Source organism: Coleofasciculus sp. H7-2 (assembly GCF_042747725.1).
Classification (GTDB): domain Bacteria; phylum Cyanobacteriota; class Cyanobacteriia; order Cyanobacteriales; family FACHB-T130; genus FACHB-T130.
The window spans coordinates 69,697-85,951 of sequence record NZ_JBHZGO010000114.1 but is presented as its reverse complement, the minus strand read 5'-3'; the positions used below and the strand labels follow the sequence as shown (position 1 = coordinate 85,951).

At 45.6% G+C, this 16,255-nt stretch carries 16 protein-coding genes; 9 read left to right on the top strand and 7 right to left on the bottom strand.

Translation table 11 applies throughout. From position 1 onward, the window contains the following. Positions 1-137 precede the first annotated feature (137 nt). On the bottom strand, positions 138-1,361 hold the full coding sequence (locus tag ACFW2W_RS27110; RefSeq protein WP_378185135.1) for an HhoA/HhoB/HtrA family serine endopeptidase: 1,224 nt from the start codon (positions 1,359-1,361) through the stop codon (positions 138-140). A 272-nt stretch (positions 1,362-1,633) separates the two neighbouring features. Here ACFW2W_RS27110 and ACFW2W_RS27105 point away from each other — a divergent pair, with 272 nt between their 5' ends. Beyond that, positions 1,634-1,999, top strand: a complete 366-nt coding sequence (locus ACFW2W_RS27105) for a metal-sensing transcriptional repressor (protein ID WP_378185133.1) — start codon at positions 1,634-1,636, stop codon at positions 1,997-1,999. Positions 2,000-2,079: 80 nt separating this feature from the next. On the opposite strand, the gene ACFW2W_RS27100 is transcribed toward ACFW2W_RS27105, so the two are convergent. Further along, positions 2,080-2,322: a hypothetical protein gene (locus ACFW2W_RS27100; protein WP_378185131.1), complete on the bottom strand. Its 243-nt coding sequence runs from the start codon at positions 2,320-2,322 to the stop codon at positions 2,080-2,082. Positions 2,323-3,550: 1,228 nt separating this feature from the next. On the opposite strand from ACFW2W_RS27100, the gene ACFW2W_RS27095 reads away from it, so the two are divergent. The 3 genes from ACFW2W_RS27095 to ACFW2W_RS27085 are packed head-to-tail and all read left to right on the top strand — an operon-like array spanning position 3,551 to position 4,966. Beyond that, positions 3,551-3,712, top strand: a complete 162-nt coding sequence (locus tag ACFW2W_RS27095; protein WP_378185129.1) for a hypothetical protein — start codon at positions 3,551-3,553, stop codon at positions 3,710-3,712. Between the two features lie 32 nt (positions 3,713-3,744). Beyond that, positions 3,745-4,557, top strand: a complete 813-nt coding sequence (gene menH, locus ACFW2W_RS27090) for a 2-succinyl-6-hydroxy-2,4-cyclohexadiene-1-carboxylate synthase (protein WP_378185127.1) — start codon at positions 3,745-3,747, stop codon at positions 4,555-4,557. A gap of 40 nt (positions 4,558-4,597) precedes the next feature. Then, the gene (locus tag ACFW2W_RS27085) at positions 4,598-4,966 is read left to right on the top strand and encodes a VOC family protein (protein WP_378185125.1); all 369 of its coding nucleotides are present in this window, start codon (positions 4,598-4,600) and stop codon (positions 4,964-4,966) included. 617 nt (positions 4,967-5,583) lie between these two features. Here ACFW2W_RS27085 and ACFW2W_RS27080 read toward each other — a convergent pair. Together ACFW2W_RS27080 and ACFW2W_RS27075 are read right to left on the bottom strand one after the other, a co-directional pair. Next, positions 5,584-6,288: a glycoside hydrolase gene (locus ACFW2W_RS27080; protein ID WP_378185123.1), complete on the bottom strand. Its 705-nt coding sequence runs from the start codon at positions 6,286-6,288 to the stop codon at positions 5,584-5,586. A gap of 2 nt (positions 6,289-6,290) precedes the next feature. Beyond that, entirely contained in the window at positions 6,291-6,953 is a 663-nt protein-coding gene (locus ACFW2W_RS27075; RefSeq protein ID WP_378185121.1) for an NAD(P)H-binding protein, read from the bottom strand. Between the two features lie 221 nt (positions 6,954-7,174). Between ACFW2W_RS27075 and ACFW2W_RS27070 the strand changes: the two genes are divergently transcribed. After that, positions 7,175-7,882 (top strand): DUF1997 domain-containing protein, encoded by a 708-nt coding sequence (locus tag ACFW2W_RS27070; protein ID WP_378185119.1) that lies wholly within the window; start codon positions 7,175-7,177, stop codon positions 7,880-7,882. A gap of 68 nt (positions 7,883-7,950) precedes the next feature. On the opposite strand, the gene ACFW2W_RS27065 is transcribed toward ACFW2W_RS27070, so the two are convergent. Then, positions 7,951-8,421 (bottom strand): DUF4079 domain-containing protein, encoded by a 471-nt coding sequence (locus tag ACFW2W_RS27065; protein ID WP_378185117.1) that lies wholly within the window; start codon positions 8,419-8,421, stop codon positions 7,951-7,953. A gap of 255 nt (positions 8,422-8,676) precedes the next feature. On the opposite strand from ACFW2W_RS27065, the gene ACFW2W_RS27060 reads away from it, so the two are divergent. Together ACFW2W_RS27060 and ACFW2W_RS27055 are read left to right on the top strand one after the other, a co-directional pair. Then, complete coding sequence (locus tag ACFW2W_RS27060; protein ID WP_378185115.1) at positions 8,677-9,432, top strand: ZIP family metal transporter; 756 nt, start codon at positions 8,677-8,679, stop codon at positions 9,430-9,432. 72 nt (positions 9,433-9,504) lie between these two features. Continuing rightward, positions 9,505-10,983: an ankyrin repeat domain-containing protein gene (locus ACFW2W_RS27055; protein ID WP_378185113.1), complete on the top strand. Its 1,479-nt coding sequence runs from the start codon at positions 9,505-9,507 to the stop codon at positions 10,981-10,983. A 160-nt stretch (positions 10,984-11,143) separates the two neighbouring features. Here ACFW2W_RS27055 and ACFW2W_RS27050 read toward each other — a convergent pair whose 3' ends face one another. Next, complete coding sequence (locus ACFW2W_RS27050; protein WP_378185111.1) at positions 11,144-11,404, bottom strand: hypothetical protein; 261 nt, start codon at positions 11,402-11,404, stop codon at positions 11,144-11,146. Positions 11,405-11,962: 558 nt separating this feature from the next. Between ACFW2W_RS27050 and ACFW2W_RS27045 the strand changes: the two genes are divergently transcribed. After that, positions 11,963-13,150: a PEP-CTERM sorting domain-containing protein gene (locus ACFW2W_RS27045; RefSeq protein WP_378185109.1), complete on the top strand. Its 1,188-nt coding sequence runs from the start codon at positions 11,963-11,965 to the stop codon at positions 13,148-13,150. A gap of 198 nt (positions 13,151-13,348) precedes the next feature. Next, entirely contained in the window at positions 13,349-15,166 is a 1,818-nt protein-coding gene (locus ACFW2W_RS27040; protein ID WP_378185107.1) for a DCC1-like thiol-disulfide oxidoreductase family protein, read from the top strand. Positions 15,167-15,255: 89 nt separating this feature from the next. On the opposite strand, the gene ACFW2W_RS27035 is transcribed toward ACFW2W_RS27040, so the two are convergent. Next, positions 15,256-16,236, bottom strand: coding sequence for a 2OG-Fe(II) oxygenase (locus ACFW2W_RS27035; RefSeq protein ID WP_378185105.1), 981 nt, complete (start codon positions 16,234-16,236; stop codon positions 15,256-15,258). Between the last annotated feature and the right edge of the window lie 19 nt (positions 16,237-16,255).

Below are 16,255 nucleotides of genomic sequence, written 5' to 3'. Positions count from 1 at the left end.
CTCAGTCCTCAGTCCTCAGTCCTCAGTCCTCAGTCCTCAGTCCTCAGTCCTCAGTCCTCAGTCCTCAGTCCTCAGTCCTCAGTCCTCAGTCCTCAGTCCTCAGTCCTCAGTCCTCAGTCCTCAGTCCTCAGTACTAATTAAGATTGTTCTTGTAATTCACCAGCACGGACGCTGATGGATGTCGCTTGGTTGGCGCGCTGCACCTTCATCTGTAGAACCTGACCGACACGGCTATTCTCGACAATTCTCTGCAACTCGGCGGCAGTCTTCACGGGTTGCCCGTCAATCTCCAAAATCACATCCCCCCGGCGAATTCCACTTTTGGCAGCTGGGGTATTTGGCAACACTCGCACTACTAGGACGCCGTTGATTTCCGGCACCTGCAAGGGAGCATTGGGGTCGCTGTTATTTTCAGCAGCTACTTGGGGCGTCAGGGTTGCCATTTGAACGCCGAGATAGGGATGAGCTACTCTTTCCCCACGCGCCAGCTGGACAGAGATTGTTTTGGCTTGATTAATCGGAATCGCAAAGCCTATCCCCATTGCGTCAGCACGAATTGCCGTGTTGATGCCAATCACTTCACCCTGTTGATTTAACAGTGGCCCGCCGGAGTTACCCGGATTAATCGCTGCATCGGTTTGAATGAAATCCAACCGCTTGTCGGGAATCCCCACGGCGGCACTAGAGCGTTTGAGGGTACTAATAATTCCCAAGGTGACGGTGTTATCCAATCCTAAGGGATTACCGACTGCGATCGCCCAGTCTCCCACTTGCACTTCGTTAGAATCTCCCAGCGGTGCCACTGGTAAGTCGCTGCCTCCATCGATCTTGACCACCGCCAAATCCGTTACCTGATCGGCACCTTGTACCTTCCCCTCTAATGTACGTCCATCCTTGAGGGTGACAGTCACCTTATCCGCCTGATTGACCACATGGGAATTTGTCAAAATAATCCCACTCTTGTCAATGATGAAACCAGAGCCTTGACCGCGTAGGCGCTCTTGCAGCGGCCCTCTGGGCAACTCTTCACCGAAAAAACGCCGGAAGAATGGGTCATCAAACAACGGATCGATGTTACGGTTAACTGTGCGCTCGGTATCAATTCTGACTACTGCCGCTCCTACCCGATTCACCGCCGCTGTGACAAAACTGCCAGTAGCCGCAGTATTTGGAATTCTAGAAATACTGCTTTGCGCTACCAGCCCTGATGCCCCTGGAGTAAGTGCAACTTCCTTGGGGGCAGGACCAGCCTGAGACGGCAAGACACGATAAGCGCCAAACGCCACAACGCCTCCTAGAAAGGTGGCAATTACATAAGTACTGACTTGACGCAGAAACCGAAAAAACTTTGGAAATTGCATAGCATCAATTTTCTAGCTTTGTGATGATCTATCTGGTAACAAAAAATATCCCTATAGTTATTTTTACAGGTGAAGCGACTGAACTCAGGCTCAAGCACTGATGCGGTTTTCCCTACATCCCAAATTTCTATAAACATAGAGACGCCTTCTTCGAGGCGGCACGGCGAGCGTAGCGGCACGAAGTGCAGTGTAGTACGATTCTGCATCTCTAGAGGAGCAGATACTTAAATAGGCTACGATGTGGAATACAAATGCTGCCTTATTGACTCTCCATGATTGGATCGAATCCGCTAACTGACGAAACCTTACCCGTCCACGATCGTTCTCATACTCACGAGCATGGGAATGAAGAGTCTCCCCATCATCATGTCCACAGCGAAGAATCACTGCGGCGGGTTGTTAATCGCTTGTCTCGGATTGAAGGACACGTCCGAGGCATAAAAAATATGGTGCAGGAAAGCGAATCCTGTCCCAAAGTTCTCGTGCAGATTGCTGCTGTGCGGGGTGCCCTAGATCGGGTGGCGCGGATAATTTTGGATGAACATTTAACTGAGTGTATCGCCCGCGCAGCTGAAGAAGGCAATATTGAAGTTGAAATTGAAAAGCTAAAAGAAGCTTTGGATCGATTTTTGCCTTAGTTCGTTAGATTACAAAACTGGCTTCCCTTTGCGTGGAAGCCAGAAAAAAACATTGGTATCGAAGACAACGACCTAGGGATTTACTTGTGCTTGTGCAGCAAGCTATCAACGAGTACCTCTTGGTCGTCTTCACACAAGCCGTCCCAATCCAGTCCCTGTTCAGCACTCAAGACGCGCATCTGCTGCTCTTTCTCTGTTAACCTATCTGTGCCCTTCACCTTTCTTTCCGAGGCGATCGCGTCCAATAGTATGGACTTATCCTCCTGTGGCAGTTGTTTAACTAAGTCAATCACCTGCCTAATTGTCAATTCTAACTTTGGCATGATTATTCCCTCGGCAGTTTATGAAATCGATATCTGAAACCACAGCGACAATCATGACGGGGTGGCGGTTGTGGCTGAAATGAAGAAGCGAACATCTACGACGCGCTTGGAAGGAAGACCGCATTTGAGATTTTTGCTCAAGAGGCGCGAAGAAACCAAAGGCAAATACTTTGAGAAGTTCGCAAATTCTTTCAACTCAACTACTTGGAGAGTACCACAAGTAAGAAGCTAGCCGCTGTCCCATACTTAAAGGAAAGGGATTGTGCTACTTCAAATTTTGTTTTCTCAAGTGCTTGTCAAGGCTGACCTGTGAAGCTTTCAAGATTCAATGTTTTTAAGGGTAATTTTTAGCAACAATAGAAATACAACCTTGATATTTTTACAAGGCTTAAGTTAAATTCCTAAGTCTTTTTAGAGGATAATATTGTTTGGATTCGATTTAGTTTTACTGTTAATTTTACTAACTTAAAACAAATAAATTTGAAATTTATTTGGGGATGAAAACTACACAAGGCTAAATCTCTCATACATCTTGATTAACTTGCTAAGTTGCTTAAACCGGGAAAATGTTTGGCTATACGATAGATTGGCAATTTGCTTTAAACGTCAACCTTTATTTACTACAACGTTTTATAAGATTGTGCTTGAATCAGCCTTTCCAGGTTGTCAAGTCCAAGGGGATCAATCCAAAACGAATTAAACAGGATGCTAAACTAGCGACATTAGTGAAGAGAAACGGCTTTTCCTCGTTTTTGTCAATTTGGTATTAGCAACGATTAATTTTATTTTTAACATCATATAAAAATTTAACTGTTATATGGAAATAAGTTTTTAAAAAAACCAAAAAAAGATATTAGTTATTGCGTAAAGTAAATAATAAAAACTGAGTGTTCTTGGTAAAATAAATCCTAGCAAAAAAATGAATTTATGAAGAATAATAGTTGGTAAATAAAATAACAAATTTAAAACTATTAACTACAAAATGTCTTGATTATGTAAATACACTAAGGTAGGAATAGTTGGAAATTTCGCTCATAATATTCACTTTTATTGTCATAATATTCACTTTGAAAACGCGACAGAATTCGTGTTAATATTCATAAAATAATTTAATATAAATTCTTAAAAATGATAAGATTCATTAAGAATTTTAGTTGTGGCAGTATGTTGGGGAAGCTGAAGGAAGCGATCGCGGATTAACCCTACTCAATCGCCCCTTAACGGAGGGATGACAAAAGCTTCCACTCGTCAACAAAGATGGAAGGCGTTATGCAGCCGCTTCGCAAATTATGCTGAATTGCTTGCCGATCCAGTCAGGATAGCGATCGCAACTTTGGTAGTGCTGGTGACAGAGGATGCGATCGCAACTTTGGTAGTGTATTACTATTAAGCAAATCAGCTTTGATAAAACAGTTGTAGAGGATGACGTTTGACAACTATCAATTTCACTATTCTTTGAGCGGTAGCGCAGATAAACCTATAATCCTGTTTTTACATGGCTTTATGGGTGACTGCAATGAATTTAATCAAGTTATCTCATTTTTGTCTGACCAATTTTGTTGTCTTGCAGTTGATCTTCCGGGTCATGGACAAACTAAGGTTATGGGTGGAGATGAGTGCTATAAAATGGGAAACACTGCCCACGCTTTGCTCCACTTGCTAGAACAGTTAAGCATTGAAAAATGTTTTTTGGTTGGCTATTCGATGGGTGGACGATTGGCTTTATATTTGACGCTTTATTTCCCCGAACGTTTCCCTAAAGTTGTCTTGGAATCGGCATCGCCTGGTTTGAAAACCGAACGGGAACGATGGAAACGACTCCAGCGGGATCTAGAATTATCGCAGGAATTATTAACCACTAATTTTTCAGCATTTTTAACGAATTGGTATAATCAACAGCTTTTTGTTTCTCTCAAAAAACATCCTAAATTTGAGCAGATGATAGAATCTCGGTTACAAAATCATCCCTTTGAATTAGCTAAGTCCCTACGCAATTTGAGTACTGGATGTCAACCTTCTTTATGGGAAGCACTCAAACAGAACCAAAACCCTCTGCTTTTGCTAGTCGGTGAATATGATAATAAGTTTAGAATCATTAACTCGGAAATGGCGAGCTTGTGTGGAGCCGCCAAAGTTAATCTAATTAGTAATTGTGGGCATAATATTCATCTGGAAAATCCAAGGGTATTTTTTGACCAGGTTAGGCAGTTTTTAGCTAAGCCTGTACCAAGCTAATAATATTGGTTAAGGCAAGTGATACGTGACGCGATCGCGCATGGCAATGCTTGCAATTATTTGCTCTAACTATGAAAAATCCAAAAAATTTTATGTAGAGGTTTTAGGATTCTCAATTATCAAACAAACGTTCAGACAAGAAAGAAGCTCATACAAGTTAGATTTGAGAGTTGGTAGCGGCGATCAAATTGAGCTTTTTTCATTTCCTAATCCTCAAAGAGTAAGTCACTCTGAAGCTTGCAGATTAAGGCATTTAGCGTTTGCTGTCAAAACTATAGATGAAGCTGTTTGCTATTTAAAAACCCAAGGCGTGCAGGTAGAAGATATCAGAATCGATGAGATTACCAGCAAACGGTTTACATTCTTTAGCGATCCAGACGGATTACCTTTAGAAATCCATGAAAATTAGCTTTGCACGCGCTTAAACTTATATTGGCTAATCAATACTTAGTTTTTCTCTTAACTCAGGCTCTCAAGTATCTTTTAAGGTTAATAAAATTATCATTGCATTGCCAAAGGTTCTAAAGTTTTTTTCGTAAAAACTTTACAATGTCAAGGAAAAAAGGAGCAAAAGCAAGGGTTTCTACGGAGAAAAGCGATCGCCTTCCTCAAAAGTTCCTTAAAAAAACGGTGGGAACAGTCTAGAAATTCAACAATCTATAGTAATAGATTGTTCGACCTCACCTCCTTTAGAGTCCGCCATGAACCTCCACCGCCCAGCTTTGTGCTTACTACCTGGTCTCAAAAAAAGTACAAGCAAAGGTTTCACAACCTTTGACTTAATCGCTCATATTTTTCTTATTGGGCTGGTGGTGATGGCTACGCCGATTTTTTTCAACACGTCAACCCCAGAAGGTAGTGTTGCATCTTATAACCGCAAAACGTTGCTGATTCATATGAGTTTCTAGGAAGTGCTACGTTACAAACGATGATGGGAAAGAGATTTTAGGGCAAGCCGAAGAGTGTGTTGGATAGAAAGTTAAGCGAACCAGATTAGATTTAAAACCCGCACTCGCGTAGGTTTTTTTACCCAAATGTTTGTAGCTCTTCTTTTAGCATTTGCTCGTAAATCTGTGGCAGCTTCCTACTCATGGAGTTGGTTTCTATCCCATAACCCAGACTTGTCCAAGTGCCAGATAGCAGCCGCAACACCTTTTTTAATTTCCCTTGGCGCAGCAACTTGGAAATGTCTGCTTTCCAAGCTTTCCGGTCACTCAGCCACCCATAAACTACAGCGTCCTGAAATTGTGGCTCAAAGCTATAAGACTGCCAAAACAGCAACTGCGAAGGCTGCGGGTGATAGCGCTGAGCCTTCTCAAGCCACGTCGTGTTGAGCATCTGATAGCGACCAGCAGCAGTAGAGCATTTTCCCGTATTAGGGCCAACACCAATCGGGATGCACATCTGGGGATGCTGGCTGAGGTCTTGGACATACTGACCGCCATAGATGACCCAGTAAGGCTGGGCGACATTTGCTTCACTAGCAGAAATTGTCCGCATCAAGGCACGGATATAGGGATCGCCCCCCTGCATTGCCAAGGGAGCGCTACCGTTCCCGCTCAGTGAAGCCACCGGCGAGTTTCCGTAGGGGAAGCTGCGCGATCGCAGCTCCTCCCAGCCCTTAAAATAAAGCAGCAAACACAGCACCGCCGTCATGCTGAGCATCCCGGCGAGAAAACGCGCGATCGCTGAGAACATCCTGGCGAGAAAACGCCCGATGGCTGAGAACATAATCAGACTACACTGGCAAACATCTGCTCCCAGCTTTTTTCCGGAGCCTCTGCCTTGGTAATGACTTCAACAATTTTATTGCGAGCCGATGGTTGAAATAGCGCTTCGACACACACCTGCGCGACCTTAGTACGGGGAATGCTGCCACTTAGAGACAGACTGTCAGCATTGTACATAGCGATTGGCTCTGAGTTCTCTTCATTTTTGAGACCTCCAGGTCGCACAATTGTGTAGGTCAACCCACTTTTCTGAATATATTCTTCTGCTTGCTTCTTCCACACCAGAATCAGCCAGAACAGATTCAGCGGATGCAAAAATTGAGAAGCGCCAATTGAAGAAACCAGCACAAAATGCTCGATTCCCTTTGCCTTGGCGGTATCCACTAGATTTTTAGTGCCTTCGTAGTCCACCTTGTAGGGTCCAGTCGGGTCAAAGCCGGGGCTAGAACCCGTGGCACACAGGAGAACCGTACTATCACCTAGGGCAGAAGAGAGGCTTTCTGGCTGTAAAACATCGCCAACTACCAATTCAGCGGCATCTGGTAGAATCTGTCTAGCTTTTTCGATGTCTCGAACTAACGCTCGAACAGGTATATTCCGCTGCACCAGCTCTTGTACAATCCGACGACCTGTCTCGCCCGTTGCCCCTGCTACAAATGCTTTCATTAATTTCTCCGTAAATTACCCGTGTCCAGTCTTTAGAATCGCAAGCTATGCTGAGTGGACAGAGAATTTTTTTTGGTTGGCAGTAAACTCTAACTTTTTAATTGTAGAAACTCAAAGGCGTTGTCGTCTTTTGTTCAAGAATTAGAATTTATGGAAACAATTCAGCCCATTGTGGGAATCCTGTATATAGGAAAACGGCAACCAACGCAGGAGAGCAGGTGATGCAGTCGCAATTCTACGATCGTCAACCGTTTGAGGTACCATTTGAGGTTCACTCAGGAATGTTGAATCCAGAGTCCAGTCTCATGGATGCCGACAATGCAGTCATAGAAGCCGCGAGTACGATTGAAACGACTCGATTTCATACTCACTTTGAAAGCTGCATGGAGATGTATGCCGATGCCGAAACGGTTGCTAAGTATCTGGATACGCACCACGGTTGGTTCTGCCGCTGCGCTCACCCCATGCAAGTAGAACCCCTGGGAGAGAATGGCTATGCTTTGGTAATCGGGCGTTTTGGTGCTTTTGGTTATGAGGTGGAGCCAAAAATCGGCTTAGAACTGTTGCCACGGGATCAAGGTGTTTATCGAGTTCGGACAGTACCCGTTCCAAATTACGTGACTCCGGGCTATGACGTTGACTATGAGTCGGCGATGAAATTAGTGGAAGTACCGGCAGATAGGTTCGCCCCAAATCAGGTGTCTGCGATCACCTACGTTGAGTGGCATCTGGACTTGTCCGTTTACATTAAGTTTCCCAAGTTTATTCACAAGTTGCCTAAGTCTGTGATTCAAAATACGGGCGATCGCCTCTTGGCTCAAATTGTACGACAAGTTTCTAAGTCCCTCACCCCCAAAGTGCAGGAAGACTTTCATGCCAGTCTGGGCTTGCCCGTGCCGAAAAAAACTAAGAAAAGGGCTAATGGCTAAATCGCTAATCGCTAATTGCTAATGGTTGTTGAACAATCAGCAATTAGCGATTAGCATCCTCCCAAAGGCTACATCTTGCTGATGATCCTTTGCAAAATTTCCACGCCGCTCACAGCTTGCCAGCCAAACAGTCCCAGAAGAACAACATTTAAAAAAATGTGGGTGTAACGTGCCCAATCGTGCCCCTTTTGCATATACGGAGAGAGTGCAGCAGAAACTGCTATCATCCCCGTCATGCCTAAACCTGCCAGCAGGTGAGGTCCGAAAAAGAGTTTTTCATTATTGATATAGGTAACGCCCATGCCGATTAGCGTGCCTATCACCATCAACGCCAACAGCAGTGAACCAACTTGGTAGTGCCGGACGTTAAACCTGCCTTTGATTAGCGCTTTTTTGGCTTCCCCTTCAGCATTGCGAGTGCGTCGGACTAGAATGCCTAGATACAGGGCATAGAGGGATGTGCCCAGTAGCACCCACATCAAGGCGGGGTGAATAAAATTAAGCCAGGGTTTAATCGATACGGGGATTTCCAAGCTCATAAGATTCGGCTCATTAAGGAACTTTATAAAACTTATCATAAGGGCTATCTGCTGTTGGGTAGTCGTCATTACCGCGCCATAACCTCAGATGATTGAGTAGTAGAAAATCTACTACTACCGTTTCACTAATTGCCCACAACAGAGCCGACAAACCCCCCTTTTTAAGGGGGGCAAGAGACAAATCGCAAGTGTAGCGTCAACAAGGTGAATTGGTATAAACATTGCAGGGCTGGAATTTCTGAAGGAGGGCATCTGATGTTGCCAGTCTGGTTACAGGCAGGTTTCTGGGGATTGGTGGGTGGATCGGCGTTGCTATTCGGAGCCGGGTTGGGATATTTTGTGCGAATTCCCCAGCGAGCGATCGCATCCGTAATGGCTTTCGGTGCCGGGGTGCTAATTTCAGCGCTATCTTTTGAGCTAATGGATGAGGCTTATCAGCGGGGTGGCTTCGACTCAACAGCGATTGGTTTCTTAAGCGGTGCTGTCGCGTACACAGGGGCAAACTGGTATCTAAATTATCAGGGTGCCAAGCATCGCAAGCGCTCTGGCAACCAACAAAAATCAGAGGAGGCGAGTGGAAGCGGTTTAGCGATCGCAGTGGGGGCATTGCTTGATGGCATTCCGGAATCAATTGTGATTGGCGTCAGCACGATTCACGGAGGTGCAGTCAGCTGGGTGACGGTAGCAGCCGTTTTCCTCTCAAATATTCCCGAAGGACTCTCCAGCGCCTCTGGCATGAAGAAAGCAGGTCGTTCAGTTCGCTATATCTTCGGCGTGTGGGCAGCGATCGCGATTGTTTCCGGTATCGCGGCACTTCTGGGCAATACCATTTTCAGTCACGCCTCCGAAAAAATTATCGCCGCAACTACCGCCGTGGCAGCAGGCGCAATTCTGGCAATGATATCAGACACCATGATTCCAGAAGCTTTCGAGCAAACCCATGATTTTACTGGACTAATCACCGTGATTGGCTTCCTCGTTGCCTTTGTCCTTTCCAAGCTTGGGGGTTAAGCGACACCATCTTCTCAAAAGTATAATTTGAGGTTAAGTTGGCAATGCTGCGGATGGGATGAGGCAACAGCGGTGAGTGCAAATCAAGACTTAATTAGGGCGGCGAAGCGGGGAGAAATTCAGCGGGTACAAGCGCTAATCACCGCTGGCGCTGATGTCAGTGCGACAGATCGGGAGGGCACCACTGCTTTGATGTTTGCCGCCCAGAACGGCTACACCGAGATTGTCAGACTTCTACTGGACGCCGGTGCAAACGTTAACCAACCTAGACAACGATATCGTCTGACGGCTTTGATGATCGCGGCGGCAGCGAATCAGATTGACGTGGTAAAAATGTTAGCCGCCAAAGGTGCTAATGTGAATGCCGCCAACGAGGATGGCAGCACAGCGCTGATGGTGGCGGCGCTGAAAGGTTATGCTGACGTGGTGCAAATCTTGCTGGATGCGGGTGCCCAAGTCAATGTCAAAGACAAGGTTGAGGATACGGCTTTGATGTTGGCAGCCCAGGAGGGCAAAATTAGGGTGGTGCAAGCCTTGTTAGATGCCGGTGCTGAGGTGAATGGGAGTAGAGAACAAGATGGTGTCTCTCCCTTATTTCTAGCCGCTGGACTCGGACACGCTGAGACGGTGCAGGTTTTGTTAGAGCGAGGGGCAGATGCGAATGCCGAAACCAAGGACGGCAGAAGTCCCCTGAGACAAGCTGCTGAGTTTGGTCGTTTAGAAGTGACTCAGCGGTTGGTAACGAAAGGCGCTGATGTGAATGCGAAAGACAAAGAAGGTGAAACCGCTTTAAATCTGGCAATCGATCGAGTTCATCCGGATGTGGTGAGAGCATTGCTGGAGGGCGGTGCTGATGTGAATGCTCAAAACTCGGATGGAGGCAGCGCGCTGATGGCTGCGGCAGCGATCGCTAATACTGATATTGTGACGGCTTTACTCGATCGCGGCGCGGATATCAATGCGAAAGATAAAGATGATGAGACGGCTTTAAACTTTGCCGTTGTGGAAGGTCATGCTGATGTTGTAGAAATTCTCCTCAACCGAGGGGCGGATGTCCAGACGCGAAATAAGTTGGGCGATACCGCTTTGATGGTGGCAGCATTGCATGGTCACGCGGCGATTGTGGAAGCTCTGTTAAGAAAGGGCGCTAATTCTAACGCCAGAAATCTGGGTGAGACGGCGTTAACGCTCTCCGCATTGCAGGGGCACGCTGACACGGTGAAAGTGCTGCTGGAGGCTGGGTCTAAGCCCAATACACGAGCCAATGACGGGAAATGTGCGCTAATCAAGGCAGCTGAGCAGGGGCACGCAGGGGTGATACAGCAGCTACTCTCGTTGGGAGCAGATATCAATCTTCAGGATGAGGCTGGTGCGACTGCTTTAATGTGGGCTGTCCAGCGGGGTCATGCTAGTGCCGTCCAGATATTGCTTAGAGCTGGTGCGGATGTGAATTTGCAAAACCGGGGTGGCTACACGGCTTTGGCGATCGCCCAAATGAATCGATACAGGGAGATCGCGCGATCGCTCAAAGCATCTGGGGCTGTAGATTAACGCTTAAAAGCCTGTAAATGGTGCCAAGAGTAAGAAAGTAGAGTGCTTGGCTGCGACGCGCGATCGCGTGCCCAGCACTCTTACAGCATTTGTTGTAGAAATCTCTGCGACATCAATATTAAGTGGTAAATAGCAAATCAATTAGTGTGGAATGCTACTTTTACACAAAGGCTCCCGCTGCAATGCCGGTGAAGTACGAGGATAGCGCCCGGATCGGTGTAAGCGATCGCCCGTCCCTGTATCTGTAGGTTGGGTTGAGGAACGAAACCCAACACGCATAAGCATTTGTTGGGTTTCGTTCCTCAACCCAACCTACTTTGTTTTGAATAGCTTCTTCGTGAACCGTATTGGAAACTGCCTCGGCAACCGATTGTGAGTAGCCAGAACTTACTGCAACAGAATCATCCGGACTTGGATACACAACAGAAAAGGGAACTATAACGAGTCTGAGCCGTTCTATCTGTTTCAGGATTGCCTAGACGGTGAAACCCGTTTCGAGATTTATAGATATAAAAATAGCGATCGCCTTTTTGAAAAGCATCAATAATTTACGTGAAATCCTCATAGACTATAAAGAAACGATAAAGAAAGTTCCCTATTTATTTAAAGCAATCAATAAGTTACGTATAAACCCTTAGATGTAATTTCAAGGAAACTCTAAACATAATCTATTTTTATATAAATTTATTATAAAGCCTAAGTAGAAACCCTTACTTGTAATTAGAAACTAACGAACGGCTTCCTTTTGAACAGGTAAATAAATTAAGTAAAACCCTCATCAGTAGAATTATGAAGCAGCTATAAAGAGCGCTGCGGTTTTATTTAAAGATATCGAGAAATTACTTAAAACCTATTGTGGCTTAGCGGAGCCACTGATATATTCAATACATGAGCTAGCGTGAAATATGCAGGCATAAAGAAAAAGCCTTATATATAAACGCAAATTAATTCGTGCTATTTTACAAAGGAGATTTCATTGATGAAAGTAACTTCATTTCTACCTTCCGTTCTAGCAGTAGCTGGCGTTGCGATCGCATCTTCCTTTTTGGTGCCAAACTCAGCACAAGCCTTCAGCGTATCTTTTGATAGCACAAGTACATCCTCTAATAACCCTGCCACTGGCGCTTCAGCTCTAGCAGACTTTAGCTTTTCTCAGGTTAATACGAACAGCGTTCTGCTTAATTTAAATATCTTTAACACAACTGGTCAAATTCCTTCTTTTGGAGCTGGAGCAACTCAATCGACTTTGGTTGGTTTAGGGTTTGATCTGCTGGATAATATCACCTCATTCACCTACAATCCAGAGTCAAGCACCTTTACAAAGCTTTTCGGCGATCAATCAAAAACATCTCAGACAGTAGAGGGTCCAGCTAATTTACAACCGTTTGGTACGTTTGATGTTGGAATTCGCTCCGCTGGTCCAGGAAACTTTACTGGTGGCAATCCCCAGCAAGGTTTGACTGCTGGACAGTCTACGATGGTTAGCTTTTTACTGAGTGGCATGAACCTTGATGCTGCCACTATTGAAGATCAATTCTTCGCTGGATTCCAGAGTGGAGACTTAAAGATAGCAACTCGCTTCCAGCAGGTAAATGCTGGCGGTGGGAGTGACAAATTGCTAGGTGGTACTGTTTCCAATGGCGACGACGGTGGCGGCGACGACGGCGGCGACGACGGCGGCGACAACGGCGGCGATAATGGTGGCGACAACGGCGGCGATAATGGTGGCGACAACGGCGGCGATAATGGCGGCGACAACGGCGGCGACAACGGCGGCGACAACGGCGGCGATAATGGTGGCGACAACGGCGGCGACAATGGTGGCGACAACGGCGGCGATAATGGTGGCGACAACGGCGGCGATAATGGTGGCGACAACGGCGGCGACAATGGTGGCGACAACGGCGGCGACAATGGTGGCGACAATGGTGGCGATAATGGCGGCGACAACGGCGGCGATAATGGCGGCGACAACGGCGGCGATAATGGCGGCGATAATGGCGGCGACAACGGCGGCGACAACGGCGGCGACAACGGCGGCGACAATGGTGGCGACAATGGTGGCGACAACGGCGGTTCAACAAAGGTACCAGAACCAGGCACTGTGGCAGCTCTAGCCTTAATGGTTGGAGGACTGAGAGTAGTGCGTCGTCGGAAATCTAACTAAACCATTCATTGATTAAATAGTCATTGCTTCGATAAGCGATGGGGGTTGGAAGTTCAACTAAACTTCCAACCCTAATTTTTGCTAACAGGGTGCCTCTGTATTCGGTGGTACTGTAATTTGGATAATGAATGGCGGTTTGGGCGACTTTTATACAGATTTTAGTTATAACCGAATTGTCAATTAAGGGGCTAAGGTTCTATGTTCTCCAAGGAGAAAAAATTCAAAAGTAGCTTTGAGAGGAAGCTAGAGGAACTGTTTGGGTTAGACTTGCGATCGCTCGCTCTGTTTCGCATCGGTCTAGCATTGCTGATCGTTACCGATCTGATTAAACGTTCCCAGGATCTCAAAGCTCACTACACTGATTTTGGCATCCTGCCCCGCGCCCCACTGATTGAACAATTCTTAAATCCTTGGTTCTGGTCAGTACATTTGTTCAGCGGTGAAGCCTTATTTCAAAGTTTTCTATTCTTATTGGCTGGATTTATTGCCTTTGCACTGCTAATCGGTTATCGGACAAGATTTGTCACCATCGTATCTTGGGCACTCTTGGTTTCCCTTCATAGTCGAAACCCGATGGTACTCAGTGCTGGAGACATCGAAATTCGCTTGTTGCTATTTTGGGCAATGTTTTTGCCGTTAGGGGCGTGTTATTCGGTGGATAGCGCCCTCAATTCATCCTCAAAGCCTTTGTCAGAGCGCATTCTGTCCGGTGCAACGGTCGCCTTGACACTACAAATCTGCTTTATCTACTGGTTTACATGGGCGCTGAAGTCCGATCCTATCTGGTGGAAAGATGGCAGCGCCGTTTATTATGCCTTGAGCATCGATCAGTTTGCGACTCCTATCGGTCAATTTTTCTTAGGATTTCCAGCACTGCTCGTCTTTTTAACCTACACCACGCTTGGGATTGAGTTATTAGGGCCATTTTTACTGTTCATCCCCATCCGTACTAGCTTTTTCCGCTTGTGTGCAGTAGTCACATTTATCCTGTTACATCTCGGTTTTGGACTAGGATTAACGCTAGGTCTTTTTCCGTTTATCAGCGCGATCGCTTGGCTAGTTTTCATCCCTAGCGAGTTTTGGAATGGGATGTCCCAGCGCCTGCAAACTCCGCAACGTCAGAAACTCAAAATCTACTATGACGGAGAGTGCGGTTTCTGCAAAAAGACGGTATATCTGCTCCGCACCTTCTTAGTATTGCCAGGAACGCCACTGCTTTTAGCTCAGGATGAACCGGAAATTTTCGCGGAGATGAAAACTCACAATTCCTGGGTAGTGGTGGATTGGCAAGGATACAAACATTTCAAATTTAAAGCGATCGCCTACGTCTGTCACCTGTCACCCTTACTTCGACCTCTGACTCCCTTGTTGGAATGGCGTCCTGTCTTATCTGCGGGTACGAAAGCCTACGAAATCATTGCCAAAAATCGCCGCGCCGCTTCTAAAGTCACGGCTCCTTTAAAGTTTCGTCCCCTGGAAGTGCGTTCTTCGTTGTTGACGGATATCATCGCCTTCCTCTTATTGCTTTGCGTGTCTTTGTGGAATCTCAGGACGATTGCTCCCTCTATATTTAAGCTGCCAAAAGTGGTTAGCTGGATGACTCTTGTGTTGAGATTAGACCAGAAATGGAATATGTTTGCCCCCTATCCACTTAAAGATGATGGCTGGTATGTAATTCCAGGTCAGCTTAAAGATGGCACCGAAATAGATGTTTTTAAAGATGGCACACCTGTAAGCTGGGAAAAACCACGTCTTGTATCTGCGACTTATTCAAACGAGCGTTGGCGCAAATACATGATGAATCTTTGGAGCAAGGACAATTCTAAGTATCGTCTTTACTATGGGCGATATCTTTGTCGCAACTGGAATACTCAGCACCAAGGTTCACAGCAGCTTGATACCTTTTCTATTTACTTTATGCGTGAAACTACCCTGCCAAATTATCAAACTCCAACAGTAAAAAAGGTTCGCATTTGGAAGCATTCCTGCTTTAATTCATCCCCAGAAGATAACTAACAGGACTTACGCAAAGCTTATACATATAAGTTTTTTGTAGGGGCAATTACCCTGTGGTTGCGGTGGCAGACTAATTATTTTACGGTCAATTAAACGGACTTGATATTAGACCGCGAAGGTGGTCTTTGTTTGTGTAGCCGCGAATGCGAGTCGTTAGGCGTTATTTGACGACGCACCCAGCCATTAATGGTGAATCGACTGTCTGCAAAGGCTTTAGAAGGACAAATGACAGGCAGCACTTCGTGTAAATAGCGACTAAGGAAAAACACAATGCTGTTGTTCCGAGGTTCAACTGTTTTAAACGACTCTGATTGTACGTAAAAATTGTTTTCAACCTGACTGTCGTAAATTAGTAACTCTCCCCCTAAAAAGGGCTTAGGCTCACGATAGAAGTAATAAACATAAGTTAATTCTCTGGTGACAGTTTCAGGGCTGCCGTTATCGTTATGAATCTTATAATAATTGCCGTCATTGTGGCAAGTTAACTGACTTTCAATATCGGAAACGCTAAAAGAAGGAATCTCTAATTTTCTGAATACATTCGGGAGAATCGCTTTAATTCGATTGACTACCAATTCGGAAAATTCAGGAAAGGAATAGAGAACCATTGAGCGACGATAGTCAGAATCGTTTGTTGAAGTGCTAGTAGAAACAAAGTTGGACTCTTGTTCCCAAACATAATTGAGTAAGCGATTCTTTTCCTCCAAAGTTAAGAAATTATCAATTTGCACATATTCAGAAGGTAAAATGTTTGGTAAAAAATCTACAGCTTGAGGTGGTGTTTCTTCTATTGGCGGTAAATTTTGTTGCACGTACAGGGGCGGTTCCGTAACGATGCCAACCAAGCGATCGCTCGCAAAAGACAGAGCTGCATGACCCTCATTTATGGGAATCTGAAACAAACAGGAAAATATCGCTTCCTGCTTTTGGGATTGAGCCACAATTGTTTTCAGGAGACTATGCAGTACTGGTGAATCTGACTTCAGATAAATTGTGTACTCATGTCCTCCCGTTAGGAGAAGCTGAACTTTTACATCTTGGACATTAGGCTGCTGTGGAGCCGATTGCATAAACGTTTCCTGTTCGATA